This is a genomic window from Paraburkholderia sp. GAS348, from assembly GCF_050434205.1.
Taxonomy (GTDB): Bacteria; Pseudomonadota; Gammaproteobacteria; order Burkholderiales; family Burkholderiaceae; genus Paraburkholderia.
In genome coordinates this window covers 59,618-81,820 of record NZ_JBNPVT010000018.1, presented here as the reverse complement: position 1 = coordinate 81,820, position 22,203 = coordinate 59,618, and the positions used below count along the sequence as shown (strand labels likewise).

20 protein-coding genes and 1 pseudogene are annotated in these 22,203 nt (G+C 55.5%); 4 read left to right on the top strand and 17 right to left on the bottom strand.

Going from position 1 to position 22,203, the window contains the following annotated elements; translation table 11 throughout:
* Nucleotides 1-7: 7 nt before the first annotated feature.
* The 11 genes from P3T22_RS24775 to P3T22_RS24725 all read right to left on the bottom strand — a co-directional run bounded on the left by P3T22_RS24775 (nt 8) and on the right by P3T22_RS24725 (nt 12,330).
* Nucleotides 8-979, bottom strand: a complete 972-nt coding sequence (locus P3T22_RS24775; protein ID WP_429326437.1) for a glycosyltransferase family 2 protein — start codon at nt 977-979, stop codon at nt 8-10.
* A gap of 41 nt (nt 980-1,020) precedes the next feature.
* A complete protein-coding gene (locus P3T22_RS24770; RefSeq protein WP_429326436.1) occupies nt 1,021-2,316 on the bottom strand; it encodes a protoporphyrinogen/coproporphyrinogen oxidase in 1,296 nt (431 codons plus the stop codon).
* A gap of 39 nt (nt 2,317-2,355) precedes the next feature.
* Nucleotides 2,356-3,246 carry an NAD-dependent epimerase/dehydratase family protein gene (locus P3T22_RS24765; protein WP_429326435.1) on the bottom strand — a complete coding sequence of 297 codons (891 nt, stop codon included), beginning with the start codon at nt 3,244-3,246 and terminating at the stop codon, nt 2,356-2,358.
* A gap of 7 nt (nt 3,247-3,253) precedes the next feature.
* Nucleotides 3,254-4,570 (bottom strand): lipopolysaccharide biosynthesis protein RfbH, encoded by a 1,317-nt coding sequence (gene rfbH, locus P3T22_RS24760; protein ID WP_429326434.1) that lies wholly within the window; start codon nt 4,568-4,570, stop codon nt 3,254-3,256.
* 4 nt (nt 4,571-4,574) lie between these two features.
* Entirely contained in the window at nt 4,575-5,639 is a 1,065-nt protein-coding gene (rfbG, locus tag P3T22_RS24755; protein ID WP_429326474.1) for a CDP-glucose 4,6-dehydratase, read from the bottom strand.
* Nucleotides 5,636-6,409: a glucose-1-phosphate cytidylyltransferase gene (gene rfbF, locus P3T22_RS24750; protein ID WP_429326433.1), complete on the bottom strand. Its 774-nt coding sequence runs from the start codon at nt 6,407-6,409 to the stop codon at nt 5,636-5,638. Before rfbF ends, rfbG begins: the two co-directional genes overlap by 4 nt.
* An 82-nt stretch (nt 6,410-6,491) precedes the next feature.
* Nucleotides 6,492-7,493, bottom strand: coding sequence for a GDP-L-fucose synthase (gene fcl, locus P3T22_RS24745; protein WP_429326432.1), 1,002 nt, complete (start codon nt 7,491-7,493; stop codon nt 6,492-6,494).
* 13 nt (nt 7,494-7,506) lie between these two features.
* Nucleotides 7,507-8,625, bottom strand: coding sequence for a GDP-mannose 4,6-dehydratase (gene gmd / locus P3T22_RS24740; RefSeq protein ID WP_429326431.1), 1,119 nt, complete (start codon nt 8,623-8,625; stop codon nt 7,507-7,509).
* 62 nt (nt 8,626-8,687) lie between these two features.
* Nucleotides 8,688-10,901 (bottom strand): polysaccharide biosynthesis tyrosine autokinase, encoded by a 2,214-nt coding sequence (locus tag P3T22_RS24735; RefSeq protein ID WP_429326430.1) that lies wholly within the window; start codon nt 10,899-10,901, stop codon nt 8,688-8,690.
* A 5-nt stretch (nt 10,902-10,906) separates the two neighbouring features.
* Nucleotides 10,907-11,347: a low molecular weight protein-tyrosine-phosphatase gene (locus P3T22_RS24730; RefSeq protein ID WP_429326429.1), complete on the bottom strand. Its 441-nt coding sequence runs from the start codon at nt 11,345-11,347 to the stop codon at nt 10,907-10,909.
* Nucleotides 11,344-12,330, bottom strand: coding sequence for a polysaccharide biosynthesis/export family protein (locus P3T22_RS24725; RefSeq protein ID WP_429326473.1), 987 nt, complete (start codon nt 12,328-12,330; stop codon nt 11,344-11,346). The genes P3T22_RS24730 and P3T22_RS24725 overlap by 4 nt, the downstream gene beginning before the upstream one ends.
* A 4-nt stretch (nt 12,331-12,334) precedes the next feature.
* Between P3T22_RS24725 and P3T22_RS24720 the strand changes: the two genes are divergently transcribed.
* Entirely contained in the window at nt 12,335-12,631 is a 297-nt protein-coding gene (locus P3T22_RS24720) for a hypothetical protein (RefSeq protein ID WP_429326479.1), read from the top strand.
* Between the two features lie 255 nt (nt 12,632-12,886).
* On the opposite strand, the gene P3T22_RS24715 is transcribed toward P3T22_RS24720, so the two are convergent.
* The 5 genes and pseudogenes from P3T22_RS24715 to P3T22_RS24695 all read right to left on the bottom strand — a co-directional run bounded on the left by P3T22_RS24715 (nt 12,887) and on the right by P3T22_RS24695 (nt 17,985).
* Complete coding sequence (locus P3T22_RS24715) at nt 12,887-14,266, bottom strand: undecaprenyl-phosphate glucose phosphotransferase (protein ID WP_429326428.1); 1,380 nt, start codon at nt 14,264-14,266, stop codon at nt 12,887-12,889.
* A 32-nt stretch (nt 14,267-14,298) separates the two neighbouring features.
* Nucleotides 14,299-15,738, bottom strand: a complete 1,440-nt coding sequence (locus tag P3T22_RS24710; RefSeq protein ID WP_429326427.1) for a mannose-1-phosphate guanylyltransferase/mannose-6-phosphate isomerase — start codon at nt 15,736-15,738, stop codon at nt 14,299-14,301.
* Between the two features lie 181 nt (nt 15,739-15,919).
* Nucleotides 15,920-16,786 (bottom strand): helix-turn-helix domain-containing protein, encoded by an 867-nt coding sequence (locus tag P3T22_RS24705; RefSeq protein ID WP_429326426.1) that lies wholly within the window; start codon nt 16,784-16,786, stop codon nt 15,920-15,922.
* Nucleotides 16,787-17,222: 436 nt separating this feature from the next.
* Nucleotides 17,223-17,453 (bottom strand): annotated as a pseudogene (locus P3T22_RS24700) (IS701 family transposase); the annotation flags it as partial.
* 64 nt (nt 17,454-17,517) lie between these two features.
* Complete coding sequence (locus tag P3T22_RS24695; RefSeq protein WP_429326472.1) at nt 17,518-17,985, bottom strand: GDP-mannose mannosyl hydrolase; 468 nt, start codon at nt 17,983-17,985, stop codon at nt 17,518-17,520.
* 1,240 nt (nt 17,986-19,225) lie between these two features.
* Between P3T22_RS24695 and rfbC the strand changes: the two genes are divergently transcribed.
* From rfbC to P3T22_RS24680, 3 genes are all read left to right on the top strand, one after another.
* Nucleotides 19,226-19,774: a dTDP-4-dehydrorhamnose 3,5-epimerase gene (gene rfbC, locus P3T22_RS24690; RefSeq protein ID WP_429326471.1), complete on the top strand. Its 549-nt coding sequence runs from the start codon at nt 19,226-19,228 to the stop codon at nt 19,772-19,774.
* Nucleotides 19,775-19,886: 112 nt separating this feature from the next.
* Nucleotides 19,887-20,156, top strand: coding sequence for a DUF1488 family protein (locus P3T22_RS24685; protein WP_082855288.1), 270 nt, complete (start codon nt 19,887-19,889; stop codon nt 20,154-20,156).
* 174 nt (nt 20,157-20,330) lie between these two features.
* Nucleotides 20,331-21,335 carry a GlxA family transcriptional regulator gene (locus P3T22_RS24680; RefSeq protein WP_429326425.1) on the top strand — a complete coding sequence of 335 codons (1,005 nt, stop codon included), beginning with the start codon at nt 20,331-20,333 and terminating at the stop codon, nt 21,333-21,335.
* A 70-nt stretch (nt 21,336-21,405) separates the two neighbouring features.
* On the opposite strand, the gene P3T22_RS24675 is transcribed toward P3T22_RS24680, so the two are convergent.
* Nucleotides 21,406-21,708 carry a hypothetical protein gene (locus P3T22_RS24675; RefSeq protein WP_429326424.1) on the bottom strand — a complete coding sequence of 101 codons (303 nt, stop codon included), beginning with the start codon at nt 21,706-21,708 and terminating at the stop codon, nt 21,406-21,408.
* Nucleotides 21,709-22,203: the final 495 nt, after the last annotated feature.

Here is a 22,203-nt window from a genome sequence, read left to right as displayed (position 1 = left end):
CGCCTCCTCAAATAACGCCGAACACCGAACGCCCCTTTCGGCGTATTCGCGCTATGAAACGCCAAGCAGGAAAAGTGCGGGTCGACGCAACGGTTAATCGCCTCGCTAGAAAAAAGCGAGTCAAAATTGTATCTCTGACAAAGTTTGCATAGAAATTATTATCCGCCTCTCCGCGAATAAAATCCTTGTACTTTTTCCCGAAGTTAATCGCTAGATTGATCGTCAATTCACGTGCCTTACATTCTGCCCGATGAGCCGCAGCGGGCGAACGCATTCGCCCTAGAGTCTCGCGAATCTTCCAATATATGTACACGCAAGACAGTGCCGTAATGAAGGCCGTATCACCAGACGAGGTATCCGACTTTGGATGCTTCCTGTAGTGTGCCAGTAGTTGGTCATTTCCGTAGATTATCGAATCAGAGAAAGCGGTATATACGAGCAGCCAGTCACTATTCCCGTGCGGTGCTTCCACAAAGCGATGGCGCTGGAACACGGACCTCCGAATGCACATGCTCGTCGTAGGAATTCCAAGCCCAAATTGGGCAGCGTATTCAAGCATAACCTTGCCCGAGAGAACGCCGTACGGTATCACGTAATCAGGAAATTCGGTCGGCGTATCGGAAAACCAGCGGATAGCTGTGTAGTATAGATCTATGGATGGATAGTTTCGTAAAGCCCCCTCAAAATCTTCGACGTACGTCGACTCCACGTAATCATCGTCCCCGAGAATCATGACGAAATCGGTGTCGGCGTAATCCATGCACAAATTCCAGTTTGCGAACATTCCCACATTACTTGAATTCTTGAAGAATCGCACCCTGTCACTTTTTTTAGATTTAATTATCTCCAAAAATCGATCGTGCGAAGATCCATTGTCAACCACAACGATAGGGCAAGGCACGGTTTGCTTCAAGGCACTATCTAACGCCGCCTCAAAATACTCATCTCGCTCATAAACAGGAATAGCAATAGTAAGCATAGTCAATTTTCGTAGTGAGCACGCGTGCGGCAAGGACACCCTCAAAACCAGCCGACGGTTCGTCTAGCGGACGCTAAAACCTCTTCCGCCGCCTGCTTCCCGGATAGCAAACTTTGATCGCTCCAGAAATAGTCCCATTGACCGAATCGCCCAGCCAAATGAACTCCCTGCTCCACAATCCAGTTTCGAATGGCGTTCCGGCGACTCTCCATTCCTAATTCGAAAACGACGTTACCAAACGGAAGAATCCTGTGATCACGGACAACGATGTCATGCGAGGACGTAAGTCCATTACTGACGAGAAAATCTTCGCAATGTGAAATCAATTCCGCTGAACCACGCTTATTTTTTTTCCGCGGATCAGAGTAGATTTCGAATTGAACGCCACTGCATCCGTCCGGAACGTTTGCTGATGACTTCAGATCGCTACTGTAGACCCGAGCCGGAAAAATATTTTCATCGTACAGATAAACCCATAACTTAGGCAAAGTCATGGGCCTACGGACTCCGAATGAAACAATGTCGACTTGTGTTGCCCAGAGCGTCGTCGATAACTCTCGGATTTCCGCTGGACAATCTCTAATCATGCCCACGAGCTGCGGCAGTGGAATCGTGCTGATTAAATTATCGTAATCATACGTGCTGCCATCTAGACATTGAACGACTTTCCTGCGAGTGTCCACTGAAACAGTATGTTTGCCCGTTAAAATATCCAGTCCAGGCAACATCGGTTCTAGGAAACGACGGTAGCCACCGGCTTGCGGATATCTCATCTCCTCCGCGTAATACCCGTTGCCGGTTTTTTCGGACATCGCCCCAAGCAGAATTTCGTCAGCGGACGCTCTTCGCATACGTCCACCGACCCACTCGAGCCCCAAATTCGTCGGCTCAGTTGCCCAGTATTTGCGCGTATAGCGCGCCGGAAACCTCTCAGCTATTGCGTCACCGTACTGATGCGATAGCCACTCGCCATAATTTGTCGGCGTGATGTCAGGGCGAGAAAAAAAGCCCTTGATCAAATTGATCCGATCTTCGACGGGGATCGGATACAAGTTGTTTTGCACTGGATGCTTAAGCCACGTCTCATTCTCAAGGCACCACGCGTCCGGACTACGAACGTTGAAGGGAGTCTGATCGAAAATAGAACGCACATAACTATCCTTCGTGAACGACAAATGGATAGCGTGATCGAAAGTGAATCCGCCAACCTCGAAGGAATCCGTTAACCCGCCCGCACGATCCCTTGCCTCCAAGACTGTGGCGTCGACACCCGACAGCTTCGCGTGATAAGCCGCAGATATACCAGCAATCCCGCCGCCCAAGACGATAAGTTTCATGTTGACGCTTCCTTCACGTGGCATGAGAGGTGACGGTGATCATACGTGGCCCAAGACCTTCTTGATGCCGGTATCCAAGCTAGTGCGCGGTGTCCAGCCCAAAGCTTTAATGCGGTCGATTTTTGCTTCCGAGAACATTATCTCGTGCTCTCGATAAGGTATCGCGCCGAATGCAAGATGCGTGGTTGAGCCCGATATGCGGTGCACCGTCTCAACGAAATGCTTAACAGACACAGCTCGGCCGCTGCCCAATGGATATTCAGCGAAGTCCGCTTTCACGGACTGGCTGGTCCGCAATAGCAGCAAGTATGCCGAAACGACGTCGTCCACATAAACAAAGTCACGCTCCTGCTCACCACGGGTCAGCGGAAGTTCAGGCCAATTGTTTACACACGCATTTATGACGCGTGCGGTGAAATTTTTCTGGTCGTCCTCAGGACCATACATATGCTCCAACGGGACGTTGATTAACGCCAATCGTTTCTCGTCCGAAAAATACCTGCCCCATTCCAGAAACTGCTTTTTCGAGAGAGCATATTCGCTCACGCACCTATGGCCAACGGCAGCGGAATTCAACGACGTGTCAGTATTCAGAAAGCAATTAACCTTAAAATGTGCCGCTGTTTCCAACAGCCGCACCGGGAACATCGTATTCGCTTCAAGAATCTCGCTGGCATCTTCACCCGCTCTTCCGTAACAGGTTGCAGTATGGACAACGGCGTCGATCTTTCCATGCTTGCGAAACGGAGTAGCTAAGGCGTCCGCATCCACATTAAAGAGGGAAAGGTCTGCCTGTATTCCCCGAATTCGCCGCGTGTCGGAGTGCGCCCGTCGAAGGCCCACCACGGTGTAATTCGCCGCCAACAAGGCCCCCGCCAAACGACTTCCGAGAAACCCGGTGACTCCTGTGAGCAGGATCGTCTTCACCATGCACCTGTTAGAAATCTACGCCGAGAAAACGCTCAATGCTACTGACAGCAAAATCAAGCATTTCTCTGGAAAGACCCGGATACACCCCAAGCCAAAACGTATTGTTCATTACAATATCGGTATTTGTCAGCGCCCCTGATACACGGTATTCACATCTCGACATATAAGGCTGCCGGATTAGGTTGCCGGCAAACAGGAGTCGAGTCCCCACCTTTTGTTGATCGAGATAAGTTAGTAGATCCAGGCGGGATACGGGTGACGTATCCCGCAGCGTTATCGGAAATCCAAACCAGGACGGGTCGCTATCTACAGTTGCTTCGGGGAGGATGACAAATTCCTCGCACGACGTTAGTCTTTCCTTGAGAAAGGAAAAGTTGTGTTTTCTCGCTTGCACGAAATTATCGACTTGATCAAGCTGCGCCACACCGCACGCGGCTTGCATGTCTGTGATTTTTAGGTTGTAGCCGAGGTGCGAGTACGTGTATTTATGGTCATATCCCTCCGGCAAATCACCCAACTGCCGGCAAAACCGCTGTCCACACGTATTATCTTTGCCGGGCGCACAATAGCAATCGCGCCCCCAGTCCCGAAAACTCTCGGCAATTTTTTTCAGCTCGTAGTTGCTGGTGAAAACAGCCCCCCCCTCTCCCATCGTAATATGATGGGCAGGATAGAAGCTCAGGGTGCCGATGTCACCAAACGTGCCGACCTTCTGACCGTTGTAAGTCGAGCCTAAGGCATCGCAACAATCCTCAACTAGCCAAAGTTGGTATTTTTCGCAAATCGCCTTGACGATGCCGAGGTTGTACGGATTTCCCAGCGTGTGTGCAAGCATGATGGCCTTGGTCCTGGGGCTGATGGCTGCTTCAATTTTGCTTGCGTCGATGTTGTAGGTTGGGATATCGACATCGACAAAAACCGGGACAGCGCCGAATTGCAGTATTGGATTTACCGTCGTTGGAAAGCCTGCAGCAACACCAATTACTTCGTCCCCGGGTTTAATCGCACGGTCACCGAGCTTCGGGGAAGTCAGGGTGGAAAAAGCGACCAAGTTGGCGGATGAACCAGAATTCACTGTAATTAAATAGTCGACACCTATGTATTGAGCAAGACGCTTCTCGAATTCATCATTGAACCGGCCAGTGGTAAGCCATCCATCCAGAGAGGCTTCCACCATATTTTTCAATTCCACTGCACCGATAACCTTCCCTGACGGCGGGACGGTGGTTAGTCCTGGCAAGAAGGGCTGCGGCTGAAACGCGTGTCGAGCGTATTCCTCTACCAATTGGGCGATTTCCGCGCGAAGTTCCTGATCTCGGCTCATCTCATTAGCCTTTCATGTATTGATTGATCTGCTCGCTTGAAACGCGACGCATGTCCGCCTGTTCATAGGCTTTGTGCCAGCCACATATCTTTTCGAGCGATTCGTGTAAGTTCCACCTTGCACGCCAGCCCAGCCTGGCTTTCGCTTTAGAGCAATCGAGTTTGAGGTAACTCGCCTCGTGCGGGTGCACTCGGTCGTCCATAACCCAACTGGCCCCGTCGCCCCAAAGCTGTGTCATCCGTTCCGCTATCCATTGGACCGGCTTGGCGTCTTCATCGGCTGGTCCGAAGTTCCATCCCTCGCCATAGTGCGCACCGTCGTCGATAAGCTTTTCAGCGAGCAACAAATAGCCCGACAAAGGCTCCAGCACATGCTGCCAAGGGCGAATCGCATGCGGATTGCGGATTCTCACTGGCTGCTTATTCCGGATTGCGCGCACTAAATCGGGGATGAGTCGGTCTTCGGCCCAATCGCCCCCGCCAATGACATTACCCGCGCGGGCGGAGGCGACGGCAACACCATGGTCCGAGTACCTTGCGGGACTAAAGAACGAGTCGCGGTATGCGGCCGTAACGAGCTCAGCACATCCCTTGCTGTTGCTGTATGGGTCATGCCCTCCCATTCGCTCGCTTTCTCGGTAGCCCCACACCCATTCATTGTTTTGATAACACTTGTCGCTCGTCACTACAACGACAGCGCAGACCGAAGGAGTCGCTCGCACTGCTTCCAAGACGTGAACCGTGCCCATCACGTTGGTGGAATAAGTTTCGACTGGATTGGCGTATGAGTATCGAACCAGAGGTTGTGCTGCCATGTGGATGACCACATCTGGGCCAGCCGCATTGACGGCAGCGACGAGGCGCGGTAAATCGCGGATGTCGCCAATGATGGACGTCATGCCTTCGGCTACCTTACCAACTTCAAACAGGTTCGGCCCATTCGGCGGCGTCAGAGCATAACCGGTTACGTCCGCGCCAACATTCTGCAGCCACAACGAAAGCCAACTGCCCTTAAAGCCGGTGTGACCTGTAAGAAATACCTTGCGACCACGCCAGAATGCCGGATTCATTGCCACACCTTCCAAGGTGCTGCGTTTTTTTGCCAAAGCTCTTCCAAAAGGACTTTGTCACGCAACGTATCCATCGGTTGCCAAAAGCCGTCGTGCTGGAATGCAGCAAGCTGACCGCGCTCAGCGAGCCTTTCCAGAGGTTCCCGCTCCCAGACAGTGGCATCATCGTCCACGAGATCAATCACCCGAGGAGAGAGAACAAAGAATCCGCCATTGATCATGCCACCGTCGCCTTTGGGCTTCTCTTTGAACGAATTGACCCTGGAACTTTCAATGTCGAGAGCGCCAAACCGGCCTGGCGGGTAAGTCGCTGTGAGCGTGGCGTCAACGCCAACCTCCTTATGGAATTTAATGAGTTCAGCGATATTTATGTCGCCGACTCCATCTCCATAGGTAAAGCAAAACGCGTCTTCTTGTGCGACGTATTGCTTGACGCGCTTTAGGCGGCCGCCTGTCAAGGTATTCTCCCCCGTGTCAACAAGCGTAACTTTCCACGGCTCGGCGTACCGGTGATGAACCTCCATGCCGTTTTTTGCCATATCGAATGTAACGTCTGACATGTGAAGAAAATAGTTCGCGAAGTACTCTTTAATCACGTACCCTTTGTATCCACAACAGATAATGAAATCACTGATACCGTGATGAGAGTACATCTTCATGATGTGCCAAAGGATGGGCTTCCCACCAATTTCGACCATTGGCTTAGGCCGCACAGCCGTCTCTTCGCTCAGTCTAGTTCCCAATCCGCCCGCCAAGATTACTGCTTTCATCTGTCACTCCGTCATCTTGAACTTTCAGACCAATCGATTAAAATAAGCTTATCGACTCCGCTCCGCGGGAAGATCGCTTTCATTAACGCGTCGACTGCCTAACTATCGCTTTTTTCTCTGCGGTTTCGTGCAGCTCCCGGTAGTCGGAGTAGGCGCGAGCAAGACCTTCCTTCAGCGTAATACAAGGCTTTACGCCGAGTGTCGTAATACGAGTAACATCCAGCAGTTTTCGGGGCGCACCATCGGGTTTCGTAGCATCGAAGTCGATTTTCCCACCGTACCCCACCACCTCACGGATCATCTCCGCGACCTCGCGAATGCTGATATCACGGCCCACGCCCACATTAATATGCGATTGCATTGAATCCGTATAGGCATCAAATGCAGATCTATCGATCTCCATAACATGAACCGAAGCGTCCGCCATATCATCCACGTACAAGAATTCGCGACGAGGTGTCCCGCTACCCCAAATTGAGACCATGGAATCCCCATTTATTTTGGCTTCGTGAAAGCGGCGAATCAGCGCTGGAATGACGTGACTGTTTTCCGGATGGTAGTTGTCTCCGGGGCCATACAAATTGGTCGGCATCACGCTTCTATAATCGACGCCATGCTGTCGGTTATAGCTTTCGCACAGCTTGATGCCGGCTATCTTGGCAACGGCATATGGCTCGTTCGTGGGCTCCAATTTTCCGGTAAGCAGCGCATCTTCCCGCATCGGCTGGTGCGCCAGCTTCGGATAGATGCAGCTCGAACCCAGAAATAGCAGCTTTGGGACGCCGGCGCGCCATGCCTCATGGATCACATTGGTTTCGATCATCAGGTTTTCATAGATGAACTCAGCCGGGTAAGCGCTGTTGGCGTGGATGCCGCCGACTTTCGCCGCAGCCAAATACACCAGATCAATCTTTTCCGCCTCGAAGAACGCTCGCACCTGTGCTTGGCTTGTCAGGTCCACCTGCTCACGCGTGCGCGTCACGAGGTTGTTATACCCTCTGGCACGGAGCTTACGAACGATGGCGGAACCGACCATACCCCGGTGGCCCGCAACATAAATTCCTTTTTCCAAGTAGGACATCATTGGCTCCGCTGCATTACTCGTGATAGTCGTACGCCGCATAGCCGTGATGCTTGACAAGCTCGTCGCGGCGAGCCGAATCCCAATCCGCCTGCACCATTTCTTTCACGAGATCTTCGAATGACGTCGTCGGCGTCCACCCAAGCTTTTGTTTGGCCTTGAGCGGGTCGCCCAACAGGGTTTCGACCTCGGTCGGACGGAAGTAACGTGGATCGATCCGCACGATCACTTGCCCAACCTTCAGCGGGCTGGCATCGCCATCATTTCTTAGCACAGTGCCGGTTTCGTTCACGCCGTTGCCACCCCACTTGATGATGATGCCCAGCTCGGCGGCCGCCGCATCAACAAAGTGGCGCACGCTGTACTGGATGCCAGTAGCGATGACAAAATCTTCTGCGGTATCTTGCTGGAGCATGAGCCACTGCATATGCACGTAGTCGCGTGCGTGGCCCCAGTCCCGCTTGGCGTCCAAATTGCCCAAGTACAGTGTTTGCTGCAGGCCTAATTTGATTCGCGCGATCGCCCGCGTGATCTTGCGCGTTACGAATGTCTCGCCGCGCTGCGGGCTTTCGTGATTGAACAGCACGCCGTTGCAAGCGTACATGCCGTACGCCTCACGGTAATTAACAGTGATCCAATACGCGTAGAGCTTTGCAACCGCATACGGGCTACGCGGGTAGAACGGCGTGCTTTCTCTTTGCGGAGTTTCTTGCACCAGCCCATACAGTTCGGACGTGGACGCTTGGTAGTAACGCGTCTTCTTCTCCAGGCCGAGGATGCGAATGGCTTCAAGAATACGCAACGCGCCGATGCCGTCGGCATTCGCCGTATATTCGGGTTCTTCGAACGATACCCCCACATGGCTTTGCGCAGCAAGGTTGTAAACCTCATCCGGTTGAACCTGCTGAATGATGCGGATCAAGCTAGTGGAATCGGTCAGGTCACCGTGGTGCAGAATGAACTTCCGGCCGATTTCGTGGAGGTCCTGGTAAAGGTGATCGATTCGGTCGGTGTTGAACAGCGACGTGCGCCGCTTGATACCGTGCACTTCATATCCCATATCGAGTAAGAGCTCTGCGAGATACGAGCCATCTTGGCCAGTAACGCCAGTAATCAGTGCGACTTTGCGAATCATGACCTGATTTCCCCCTAGAGTTTTGCGAGTCGCGCCATGCGGGCAGTGGCCGCCGTGCTACGTTATTTCAGTGAACTTGCGTACGAGTAGTAGCCCGAGTAGTAAGCGCCATAACCAAATCGGCGCTGCGGAACATCGGTGAACACCACGCCTTTCAGAGCAATTCCGTTGTTGCGAAGCCGCTTCATCGTCTCGCCAATCTCGGCTATCGAGTGTTGACCATGCCGAACCACGAGAAGTGTCGTTGCCGCATATTTGCCGATCAACGTTGAGTCAGTCACTGCAAGCACCGGCGGCGTGTCGACAATCACGATGTCGTAGCGACTCGATAAGGACTCGAGCATCGTCTTAAATCGCTCGGTCATGAGCAGCTCTGCGGGATTTGGCGGCAGCGTTCCCTTGGGCAGGATGTCAAGACCCGGTAGCACGTCACGCAGTACCGAGCTTTCTATGTCTGCGCCAGCAATAGCGTCGGACAACCCAGGATGACGTCGGACGCCAAATTTTGAATGCACGTCGCCGCGGCGCATGTCTCCGTCAATGAGCAGAACGCGCTTGCCCCCCGCGGCCACAACCGCCGCCAAGTTTATGGACACAAACGACTTGCCGACCTCGGGACGCGGACCGGTGACCATCACAACGTTGTTCGATATATCCAGCGCAGAAAACTGCAGCGCCGTGCGAAGACTACGCATCCCTTCAATGGCGACGTCTTCCGTCGCGTGAACGGCCAAAACGTTCTGCGCCTGGTGACCGCGCGTGACCGCTTGTTGCAAACTGACCTGCTGTACGCTGTGCGGCACCACAGCGTACACGGGCACGCCAAAAGCCTGTTCGATCACCTCCGAATGTTCGACGCCGCCAAAGAGCAGCTTGCGAGCAAACGCCGCGACCACGCCCAGCAAAAGACCCAAAATGGCGGACAAGCTGATCATCATGAGCTTGTTTGGCCTAATTGGACTCTCTGCGACCACCGCGTAGTCCACGACGCGCACGTTGCCTACCTGTCCGGCCTTGACGATGCGCAGCTGCTGCGCGCTGTTCAATAGATTTGTGTAGAGTTCCGTATCGACTCGCACATCGCGCAGCAAGCGCAATGCGGTCTGCTCTGTGTCCGGTAACGTCGACACACGATGGGTCAGGTCGTCCTGGACGCGTTGCAATAAAGCGAGTTGCGAATTCAAGGCGGCGACCGATGGATGCGCGTCTGCGAACGTTTGCTTCAATACATCCCGCTGCTGCTGCAGCGCGAGAATCTGGGTCTTTCCATCGACTATCTGCTGCAATAGCAACTGGCTTTCGGCACTCAGGTCGACGGTGCCTTGTTTATTACGGAACGTGTTGTAGCGCTCCTCAGCTTGGTCGAGTTCCTTGCGAAGTTGCGGCAATTGCTGGTCGAGGAATGTCAGTGTGTGTTCAGCCTCCGCAGATTTACGATCAATGTTTTGCTTCACGTACTGCTGGGCAATCGTGTTGACGATCGCCGCGGTGCCCTGGCTATCCGCACCATCGAGCGCGACGCCGACCACACCGGATTGCTTCGTTTTCTCCGCGATAACCAGAGCCTTTTGCAGGTTAGTGATAGCGGCTAATGTGGAGTGTCTTGCCAATACAAACTGGGTGCGTGGTCGCGCGGTAAGCGTATCAACCTTCAATGCGATTTGCCCGCCGGGAAGCACGCCAGTCGATTGCTCTCCAACGCGACCACGGAGCACAACAGCGCCGCCCGGGCCACTTAGCTCGTACGCTCCATCGGGCCCGCTGGTCAGGACAAATGGTGTGCCGACCCAACCTTTCGGGACATCGAATTGCGATATGGCAATGCGTTCACCGCCCCATGCGAAGCTGGACAGCCCAAACAGTGGCCGAGCCAGTCCATCGCCGCCCGCCCGACGAGCCAGCGGTGCTCCTATCGCTGGGAAATAGCGGGGAGACGCAGATATGTCCAAATGCAACTGGCGCACGGTCTCTCCAACGACAAGCCGCGAACGGATCAACTCTATTTCCGCGGCAGCCGTCGCCTTTGTGTCAAATATCGACGCGAGGTCGCCGAGCGCACCCTTTGCCGAACTACTACTCTCTTCAACCTGTACGACCGCATCGGCTTGGTACACGGAGGGTGCGGTAACAGCATATAGGGTGCCGAGAACTAGAACGACCGCAGCGATCGCGATGATCATGCGCCAGCGCTCGACAACCACCGCGAGGTAGTCGGACAAGTGAATCTCGTCCCCAGCGGACGGATCGATGTATTGGTTTTCGGGTATGGAAGCCATGCAAGTCAGGGAGTCAGTCGAACCATTGCTTTAAGCCAGTGCACAACACCGGCCTCGATTTGCGCGAGTGATTCCTCGAAGACCGGCCGCGCCTGCCGGTACGGGTCGATCACGTCAAGACTTTCGTGCTCGACCAGGCGATACACTCTTCCTTTTGCAAAAACAAAGCTCGCTTCAATCCTCCTCCTCTGCGCTTGCGTCATCGTCAACACCAACTGCGCGGTGCGAACCTGCTCGAGACTCAATCCCATCGCGACATGATTGCCTATGTCAATGCCGCGCTCTGCCATCAATTCGATTGCGGTCGGGTCCGCACCGCGTCCAACCAGCGCACCAAGTCCAGCGGATACCACCCTAGTACCCGAAAGGTGTCTGGCCAGCAGTCCCTGCGCCATCGGACTGCGGCAAACGTTGCCTTCGCACACGACGAGAATGCTCCCAATCATTTCGTCACAATCGCTGCAGTAATGCCCGCACTGAAGGCCGGCAACAACAGGCTAAGTACGCGGTTAAAGCGAACCAGACCGTTGCCGTCCACATAGACGACATCGTTCGGCTGTAGCTCGAACTGATTCGCGAGCATCATCGAAACTGGCGAGTGCGCATCGAGATGAAAGATTTTCGGTATGCCATCGTGGGAGTCCCGAATCACGTAGAGCTGGGCAGCATCAGCACTCGCGGTATTGATACTGCCGGCCTGTGAGAGTGCATCGCTTAACGTCAGCTTGCCGTTGTTCAGAGGCAGCGCGGTAACTGGCTTGTTGACTTCGCCCATTACGAACGCGCCGTTGTCTTCGCGTGCGATCACGCGCAACAGATCACCGTTCTTCAAAAGGATGTTTGAAGGGTTCTCCCCGCGAGCGAGCATCTGTGACAGGTTCAGCTGGTACGACACACCATCACGGACCAGAATCATCCGGCTTTGGTCTGCGGTCTGATTGAAGCCTCCAGCTCGGCTGATCGCCTCATACAGCGTCATCGGAATATCGTTGACTGGCTGCGTACCGGGGGTATGCACTTCACCGTCAACGTAGACCTGACGAGCTCGGTAAGACGCGACTCGCACGGTCAATTGCGGCCTAACAAAAACCGTCGAAAGTTTGTCGTATAGCTCATTGCGCACTTCGTCCACACGGCGCCCGGTCGCACGCACGTTACCGATGTAGGGAAACTGCACGTTGCCATCGCTATCGATCACAAAGCCTTGCGGTGGGTCAGACGGACGACTTGTCGCCTGCGTCTGCGCGCCCTGCGCCGCCGCCAGTTCTGGGTGGTCCCAGACGATGATCTGCAGCACGTCGCCAACGCCGAGTCGATACGCGTCAGCTTTGGCGTACAGCGCCCGCGCCTGCTCCGCGCTCTGTTGCGCAGCCGCATCCTGCATTCGTTTTATAAGCGAAAGATCGATGTTCGTGATTGGAATTTGCATCTCGATGGCCGGCGTGGCCTTGTCGCCGCTTGTCACCTGCAGCGTCGCCGATCGTGGCATCTTCATCCCCGGCGCCACAACACAGGCCGACAATGCGGCACACATCGCCATGCCTGACAGACAGCGCACAGCGTGCCGGCGACAGCGCGCTACATTGGACCCGAACAACTCGCTTGCCAATCCCATTAGATCTACCTCGTATTACGTTCAATCCGTCGCCAATGCGTCGATGCGCATCGACATTCGGGTACAGCTCGAACACTTTTTGCAGTGCTCGCCAGCGAGCCTCGATCCTCATTGAAGATGTCGCCTCGACATCGCGCAAGGTTTTTGCAAAACGGCATCCTGCTCAAATAGACATGAACATCTCAGCCGCCCTTTCCTTTCACACCATGCTACGTGCCACCCTTACCGCTCGTCGCGTCCGTGCCGCCACCGCTCGGAATACGTGAGGCCGCGCCGGCCGCAATCGCTGCGCTAGTGAGCGTGGCGGCTCACAGTGTGCTTGTCCTTGTCGTCTGCGTAATTCATTCAGCATGACCGTTGTCGTGACGCATCAGTACGCATTGCTGTGGACCAGGCCCTTCACGAGCGTCGCCGCTACGATGCGCATGTCAAAGCCAAACGACCAGTTGCGCAGGTAGTACAAGTCATATTCGACGCGCTGCTGCATCTTCTCCACGCGGTCGGTTTCCCCGCGCAAGCCGTTCACCTGAGCCCAGCCCGTGATGCCCGGTTTGATCCGGTAACGATGGATGTAACCATTGACGACCTTCTGGTACAGGTTATCGTGCTCAAGCGCGTGTGGACGTGGGCCAACGACCGACATCTCACCACGCAGCACATTAAAAAACTGCGGTAACTCGTCCAGACTCGTCCGCCTCAGGAACCCACCTACATTCGTAATGCGCGGATCTCCCTTCATAGCTTGCGTCACCACACCCGTTTTTTCAGCATGTACTCGCATCGTGCGGAACTTATAAATTTTGAACACGCGCCCGTCCGCTCCTTTGCGGTATTGCGTAAAGAACACCGGGCCATTCGACGAAAGCTTCACCATGATGGAAATGACCGTCAGTAACGGCGTCAGCACAAGCAATGCCACGGCTGCAAACACACGATCAAACAGTTCCTTCTGCGCCAGCGCATGCGGCGGCAGCGGCGACGCCATCAAATTGATCGCAGGCGCACCTATCAGATCGATCATGCCGGCATCAAACAACGCCACGCTGCGCACATCCGGAATGAAACGGATGTTCACGAGGTCATCTCGAAACTCTTTCACGAAGCGCAAGATCGTCGTCTCTTCAGACAGCGGCAATGCCAGCCAGATCTCTTGCACACTATTGCTTCGCACGTACTCCGAAAACTTATGAAAATCGTCAAACCTCGGCACGCCCGCTGGCACAGCGCCCGAAACCGGACGCACGTCGAACATCGCCGATGCACGAAAGCCACTAGACGGCGATGCCTCAACCTTCCGTACTACGTGTTGACAATGTGCACCACAGCCGACCACCGCCACGTTGCGCAAGTTCATGCCTGCGTAACGCACGCTGCGCAGTATCGAATACGTCGCCAGTCGCGACGCGATCAATGCACCACCGGTAATCGCCGTCCAATATACGAGCCACAGGCGCGATATGGAGTCCGTGCGATGCAGCGAAAACATCAACACCAGACCACAGGCCTGCATCACCACCCATGCCAGCGACACCTTACCAATCAGCCGCAACATCGAACGGCCGCGCCATGACTCGTACAGACCAAACACCGGAAACGACGCCAGCGAAAACGCCACCGCAAACGTAATGAACGCCCCATCGAGTCGACTTTGCACGAGGCTCTCGAAGCGGATGTGCGATGCCAGCACAGCTCCAGCGACAATCAGAGCGACATCCACAAGTCGTGCCATTAACGCCTGTATCCCGAGCATTTAGCGATTTCCCCGCCTAAAGTTGCACTGCGTCACGCGCGACCGTACGTATCGTCAAATCGGACGATGTCGTCCTCGTCGAGATACGATCCCGACTGCACTTCAATCAGTTCGAGTGGCAGCTTGCCCGGGTTCTCCAGACGATGCGTTACGCCGAGTGGAATGAACGTTGATTGGTTTTCGCTAAGCATGAATTGCTCGTCGCCACGGGTGACTAGCGCCGTGCCACTGACCACAATCCAGTGCTCCGCGCGGTGATAATGCAATTGCAGCGACAAGCGTCCGCCCGGATGCACGACGATCCGCTTGACCTGAAAGCGCTCTCCATGGTCGATCGCGTCGTAGTGTCCCCACGGGCGCCGTACCTTCCGGTGCGCATCCGCCTCCGGCGCTTGCTGCCCCCTGATCCGGTTGACCAGGCGCTTGACGTCCTGCACTCGCGAACGGTCCGCGACCAGAACTGCGTCCGCGGTCTCAACGACGACTACGTTGGTTACACCGAGGCATGCCACCAAACGCCCTTCCGAATGCGCGAAGCTCGACGTCGCGTCTTCGAACACGACCCGTCCGCGCGCGACGTTGCCATCAGCATCCTTGTCGAGCGCATCCCACACCGCATCCCACGAACCAAGGTCGGACCACCCCGCTTCGAGTGGCACTACCACACCCGGTGCAAGCGCCTCGTTCGATCCGAGGCGTTCCATCACTGCGTAGTCGATCGAGTCAGACGGCGACTGCCTGAAGGCGTCAGCGCCCGGCCGGAAGAATCCGTCACCAGTCGCGCCCTGCGCGTGAGCCAACATGCACGCGTCATACATCGCCGGTTGCAGCGTTTTGACGGTGGCAAGCCACACGCTTGCGCGCACGATAAAAATTCCGCTATTCCACCAGTACTGTCCCGACGCGAGATACTGTGCAGCCAACTCCGCAGCCGGCTTTTCCACAAAGCGCCCGATTCGATGTGCACCAGCGCCAAGAACCGTACCAAGCTTGATATAGCCAAAGCCGGTATCGGGCCGCGTCGGCGGTACGCCGAGAGTCGCAATCGCGCCGTCCTGAGCATGCAGCACAGCGAGCGCAATCGACCGCTGGAACGCGGATACGTCGGCAATCGCGTGATCCGCCGGCATCGCAACAACGATCGCATCCTCACCGTCCGCACATGCAGTCGCGGCGGCAAGCGTTAGCGCCGGCGCCGTGTCACGGCGCACCGGCTCGACCACGATGCGCGCGTCAATGCCGCTCGCACGAAGCTGCTCCGCTGTCACGAACCGGTGCTCGTCACCGCATACGACAATCGGCGCGCTGACGACGCCTGCTTCGGCCGGAAAACCGTTCATCCGACGCACGGTGGTCTGGAGCAACGAGTCAGGTCCCAGTAAGCCAATCAGCTGCTTAGGATATTGTTCGCGCGACATCGGCCACAGCCGAGAACCTGATCCGCCCGCCAACACAACGGGAGCGAGACGCACCGTCGCCTGAAGTGCCGCTCCAGCAAGCTTCTCTCTAGTCGGGACTGACTGATCAGCGCCGCCGCAATGGTCAAATTCACTTGTCAACGTTTCCACTATCAGTAGTCCTATTCGTACGTTTGACAACACCACCGACGAGCAGTTGAACTTTCCGAACGACTGCGTCTACCGCCGCCTGTAGCTACGACGGCTCACCTTGCACCTGCCCGCGGCTGCGCATACGGTACTCGGACGGCGTAAGCACCATGCGTTTGCGAAAGATCTTCGCCAGGCGGTCGCCGTTAATCCAACCGCAGCGTTTTGCGATCTTGTCAATTGGCAAATCAGTCTCCACGAGCAGCCGCGAAGTCATTTCCAGACGCGCCCGCAGCAGGAATTCAGACGGTGTCACACCCATCTCATGTTTGAAGCAGCGCAGAAAGTTACGCTCGCTCATTGCGACAACGCGTACCGCGTCTCTCACTGCGAGCGGCCGTTCACAATTTTCCTGCAGCCATCGTGCGGCCGCCCGCACCTTTGCGGCCGGCGTCACTCTGCCGGCATCCGACAACAACGAAGTTAACGTAGTGGTGCCACTTAACGACAGGCGCCCGGCTATCTCCCGCGCGACGTCAATGCCAAGGTCGCGTTTGACCAGGGTCAACGCTGTCTTCGCCGGCTCGTAGCGATCTTCGACGTCGTACGTATCCTTTCCTACGCTCGCCGCACGCTGCTGACGCGAACTTGCCTGGACGCGCGGCTGTCCAGAGCTATCGACGCCAGCAGTCTGTAGCAGCATCCGCCCTTCACCGATCGGCTTGACCACCTCGCTGAGCGGCAAGACCTCGCGCAGCCAACTGATTACACGCTCGTCATGAGCCGCGAGTTGCGCCCCCGCTCCGTCTGCAATAAACAGCGCATCAAAGCCGCTAGCATTTTGCGCATCGCACGCGTACGTCCATACACTGATGGATGATGAACATGCCACGCCACCACCCTTACCCGAGTACAAGCGGACGTCATACAAGGCCGCGTCCTTCGACCGCGCGACAGAGATCTCATTGGCCATCTGGAACACTTCCGGAATCAGTCCAGCGCTAAGCAAAGAGAATCCTTCGAACAGTACGACGCCGATGCTTCGACCGAGACGCGCTTGCCCGTTCCCCGCGGCGAACACCCCTCGCTCATCTGGATTGTCAAGGCCAGCGTGCCCCATGAAGCTCCCGTAGACGTTAAGCGGTTTGAAGATGACTTATCAGCGATGAAAATCTTTTGCCGTTGCAGCGCATCATACATAGACCGCCAATTGGCGTAATATGGCTGACGGAAACGGCCAACATGTTGGCGGATTAGCTCACGAGCCCTTGGTTGGCGGATCAGGTCAAGCGCTCTCTAGCGCCTGAATCTTCCGAACGTACAACATCCAGAAACGGTTCGGCTGGCCGTTGCCCGTGCAAAGGCAGATGCATTGCACTCTTGAAATTATCTTCGGCACCACAGGAGAGTCACGCTGCCCACGCAGGGGCGCCCCGGGGCGGAGGCCTTTGGGTAAGGCAGGCATTTCGCGGGGTAGCTGATTGGCTGGAGTTTTTTTGCACCGCCAGGCGCTCAGCAACGAGAAAGCCGTAAGCCGCTATGCATAGCGTCGCGCGGTGATGAAGACCGCGCCAACTGCGTCCCTCGAAATGCCCCAGGCCGAGTTCCCGCTTGAGTTCCGGGTAATCGCGCTCGATGCGCGACAGCGCTTTCTGTTTGATCCAGGCGGCATCCTTTGCGCCCACCGGTCATGCCCATCTATGGCTAGCGGGGCAAATGGCCGCCAAAATACGCTTGCGTATTGGGATGAACGGTTGAGTCGGCGATGATTTCTTCCGGAGTCGCCCAACGGTAGGCGGTGTGCTGGGTGTTGGGCAGACTTTCCAATTCAATCGGACCGCGCAGCTTGTAACCGAGCACGACGTAGTGAGTCGAGATACCGGGTTGCCCACTAAAATTATCTTCGTACAGGTGCTCGTACACCCCTATGAGATCGGCTTCGGTACGTTCGACATCTACGCGACCGAGTTCATCGCGTGCAATCCGGCGAAAGGCGTCGTCGAGGCGTTCGTTCTTGCGGATGCGGCCGCCCGGGACGAACCAGAATCCCTGGGCGGGTTTATTGACTCGGTGTCCGAGAAGATAACCGCCCACTTCGTTCGGGATGAGCAGGTCGATGGCAACCAAAGGGGTTGCGTCGACAGTTAGCAGAAACCTATTGAATGGAAGCATCATAACGTTGCCCGAAATACGGCTTAAGATAGAAAGACGGAAGCGCAATACGACGCGATACCAACTGGAAGCGCGAAAACCGCGCACCATCGCATTTGCGTCAATACGCTTCGCCAGGCAAAGTCCATTGACCGGCTCACACGCCGCGAACGGAACTCAATACGAACGAGTCTGTTGACATGTTGTGTCATGGCCCATGTGGAATAGAGAAGGCCGAACATCAAATAAACAATGATCCACGCAAAGCAAATTCTGAAAAGCATCGAAAAGGCGATACCCATACAAGCTCCCTGCTATGTTCCGCTCAACGGAGCGAGCGGCTTCCCAACTCAGTTCATCGCGGATAGCCACGAGTGGAGCCAGACGACGCAATGTGCAATTAGCGTTACCGTCTGGTATCAGCACACGAGAAAGCGCCCTCGCCCCTGTCGCATGAATGGCCGCATAGAGCAAAGCCGCTGCATCAGTTGAACGCGGAGACGCGGGGGACGGAATATGCCATCTTTGATCTTGTTGCGTCCGCTGAAATATTGAAGGATTTCGCCAATTGAGTGAAGTCTCGATGCAAGATCCACATGAAGAATTTTCAATTGAGCGAGCTAGCGAAACCAGAAGGTACTCGCATCCGGCAGAGCCGCATTCGCCAATATGATGTCCGATTCGGACACTCGATATCGATTTTTTAATCGTTCTATAGGATCGACCCCAGCGATCGAGCCTCTCTATCTAGTTAGCACCCCCGACATCGCAACGATGAAAGATGTGCATAGGTATCCTCAGGTAGATTTGCCCCATGAACTGGGGGTCTGCAAGGCCGGATGCTGCAGCGTCCGGGGAGGGTGTATGCCGACGTGCCCGAGCTACCCACGCTGTCCCGTATACCGTTTGCCACCAGAGGTCGTCGTGTCCGCGCATACGATTTGCGCTAAACCGACCATTTCCATGATGCATAGCCGACGCTGAATGACATTGCCACTCCACACCAATTCGATCGCGTAGCAGGAAAATGGCGGCCTACTCCACATTTTTGGCGGAATAGACATTCGCCCCTCATATAGGATCAAGACGATGCGACAGGCATGCGCACAACGCCTCTCTCTCGCTATCATCGCTGACTCGGAATGACCGGCTTCGAGGCGCGCCTGGAGTGCCTGCAATCCCGCTAACGCACCTCACCACGCTGTCGGAGTAGATGCGCTGCGACAAACACTTTCTCGTTTCTATCCCGATCGCCCCGCCCATGACCATTAAGGTTCAGCATACACAGATTCGCGACGTCAAGCTGATCGAACCACATATCATCAGCGATGCCCGCGGCGCGTTCTTCGAGAGTTTCGACCAAAGTGAATTCGAGGAAAAGGTAACGCGCGGCTACACCTTCACGCAGGAGTATCACACCGTGTCAGCGCGCCACGTGCTTTGCGGCCTGCATTATCAGATCCAGCGTCCGCAGGGCAAACTGATCCGGGTCGTATCAGGTGAAGTGCTCGACGTGGCGGTCGACCTGCGGCGCTGGTCGATCACCTTCGGCCGATGGGTCAGTGCACAACTATCGTCGGCCAATTGTCATCAACTGTGGATTCCACCCGGCTTCGCACATGGCTTTCTGGTGTTATCAGAAGTCGCGGAGGTGTTGTGCAAGGCCACCGAGCGACGCAGTCCCGAGCATGAACGCACGTTGCGGTGGGACGACCCCGACGTCAACATTGCATGGAATCTCGACGGCGGCTCGATCCCCGCCGCCGGGGATGCGGACGGTGTGAGCTTTAGCATGGCCGAGGTCTACTGATGGTGGCCGCGCGATGCCACTTCCCGCTCAGATTAGTTCGAAACGAAAGCCGGTCCGAAGCAACCCGACCGCCGTTAAGTTCGGTCTGACATGCGTCCAGTAAGCAACTGCGATGGACATTACTCTCTCAAGGGACACCCGTCTGTCCGATGATGGCAAGCTAATCCGCTTCATCGCGGTATGGCGGGGCCGTTCGGTGCAGTGCGCCATCTCGATCGAAGCACTCGAGGAACACTTCTGGGCTCCAGATCGTGCCGACAGCGAGCGATTGTCCAGGACATACTGGGACGGGCGCATTCGCATTGCCGCAGCAGTCGAAAGACGACTTCTCCGGAATGGTTCAGAGCCAATAGTTATCCTTACCAAGCACTTTTCGCGATGACGCGACTTGCAAGTAACACACCGCCGGATGCACTGCGGAATCAGTCCGCGCCCGCCAACGTATTAGTCTATTCGGCCACACATCACCGCTATCGGAAAACCGTATGTAGGATGCCCTCCAAAGAGAACCGACTCGAAGGCGGGAGGAGGTCACTTATCTTCGGGGGACGTTCGGATGGCAGATTTTCCGGATCGCTATGACCGGCATTGGGCGCAATCTCAACTCCTGGCGAATGATTGTGCCGTGAAACGCATCGGCATTGTCCTGTTTGACGGCTTTGCGTTGCCTGATGCCGCCGCGGTCGCGGAGATTTTCCAGTCAGCAAATGCGCTCGGCGAGACCACCCGGAGTTGCGCCGTACGATACGAGGTCTGCCTGTTATCGGCCGCCGGCGACAGGATTTCAAGTTCCTCGTCTGCCTTTGTCTGGACTGAGGGGATTGACGCGCGCCATGATAGGAACAAATTCCACGCACTGTTCCTATCCGGTGGCACAGGTGTGAAAACCGCGCTGCGAGATGAAACGCTAATCAACTGGCTGCGACACATTTCCTCTGATGCGGAGCTGATATTTCCGATCGCCGAAGGACGCCTGCTGCTCGATATCGCCGGATTGGGACTCGCTGCCGGCGAACCACGGCGCCGCGAGCGCTCCCCTCAAATGTCGCGCAACGGTTTGAGAGCCCGGCTGTCCCCCGACACCACCGATCCACTGCAAGCTGCACTAGCGGTAGTCGAAAGCGACCTCGGCGCCGAAATCGCGCGCCAGATCGCCAGTGGTATTGATCCGCAGTTGGAAACGCGGTTCACAGCGATCCTTCGCAAGGGCGCGTCAAACGAAGTTAGCGAAAAAATCCAGACCTCAGCGCGGTGGCTCGAGATGAACGGCGACCGCTCAATCACGATCGATGAAGCGGCAAAGGTTGTCGCAATGAGCACGCGCAACTTCTTACGACGTTTCAAGACGGAAATGGGTGTGACGCCGTCCGACTACCTTTTGTTCGTGCGACTGGACATGTGTTGCCGCCTGCTGGCTGAAACCAATCTTCCAGTAGACAAGGTCGCGCGACGTTGCGGTATCGGCAACGGTGGGCGACTGTCAAAAATCTTCCGCAGATATCTCGGGACGACTCCGACCGAGTATCGCGCGATTAAGCGCCGGTCGATCGAGTCGGCGTAGCGGCCCGGCAAGCGCCTGCGTCGGGCGAACCTCGGGACGATCGTAACGGCGCGCCCCCAGGGATTGCCCGTTATTCGAAGCCGAGCCGATGACTCAGAATGGGTGCGGAGAAAAGTGCGATGGTGCACCCGAGAGCCTTTCCTTCGAACTCAGGAAGCGCAACACGCACACGGTACAACTGCGTTAGTAAATCGAATAGTTGCGGAATACAGTACAGCACCGCTACAGCAATGAAGCATTTTTCAAGAATCGCGATACGCCAGCCTTTCGAGAACGCGACGGCTGCAGCAATGACCCTCAATACGCCAAATATCACGAGCGCACCCACCGCAGCCTGTTCGCGAATCAAATACGCTGGAAGATATTCATCCATTGTTTTCGTGTCTCCATGACATGGTCCGAAACAGAAGCGGATTGATCGACTGCGGCGCCGCCAAATGAAAAGTCGTGGCGACAAGTTTAAAAACGAGTCGACAAGAGTTTATTTTCCAGTCGGCTACATGATTGACTTCTCGATTCCTTATTTCCGCTACTACCGTGACATTGATTTTATGGTTTTCTTTGGATAACCAATGTTCGACCGTGTACGTGTAAATGAATGCTCTGACGGGCGCTTAGCGGCATCATCGGCCACTGCGTATTACATAGTACGTAGCTCTTTCCAGCCCGATTATTGAATGACCGAATCCACCATCATGTTGGCGGATGCAGCGGAACCTCACGGGAAGCGTACTGCCTTGAGCACACACGGTCCGCCTGCTGCAGGATGTCGTGACTAGAGCGTTTCAGGCACTTTCTGTTCCGCTTACCTTACTGCGACGGAACCAGGCGAACATCAGGCAATCCTCGATGTGCCAAGGAACCTAAT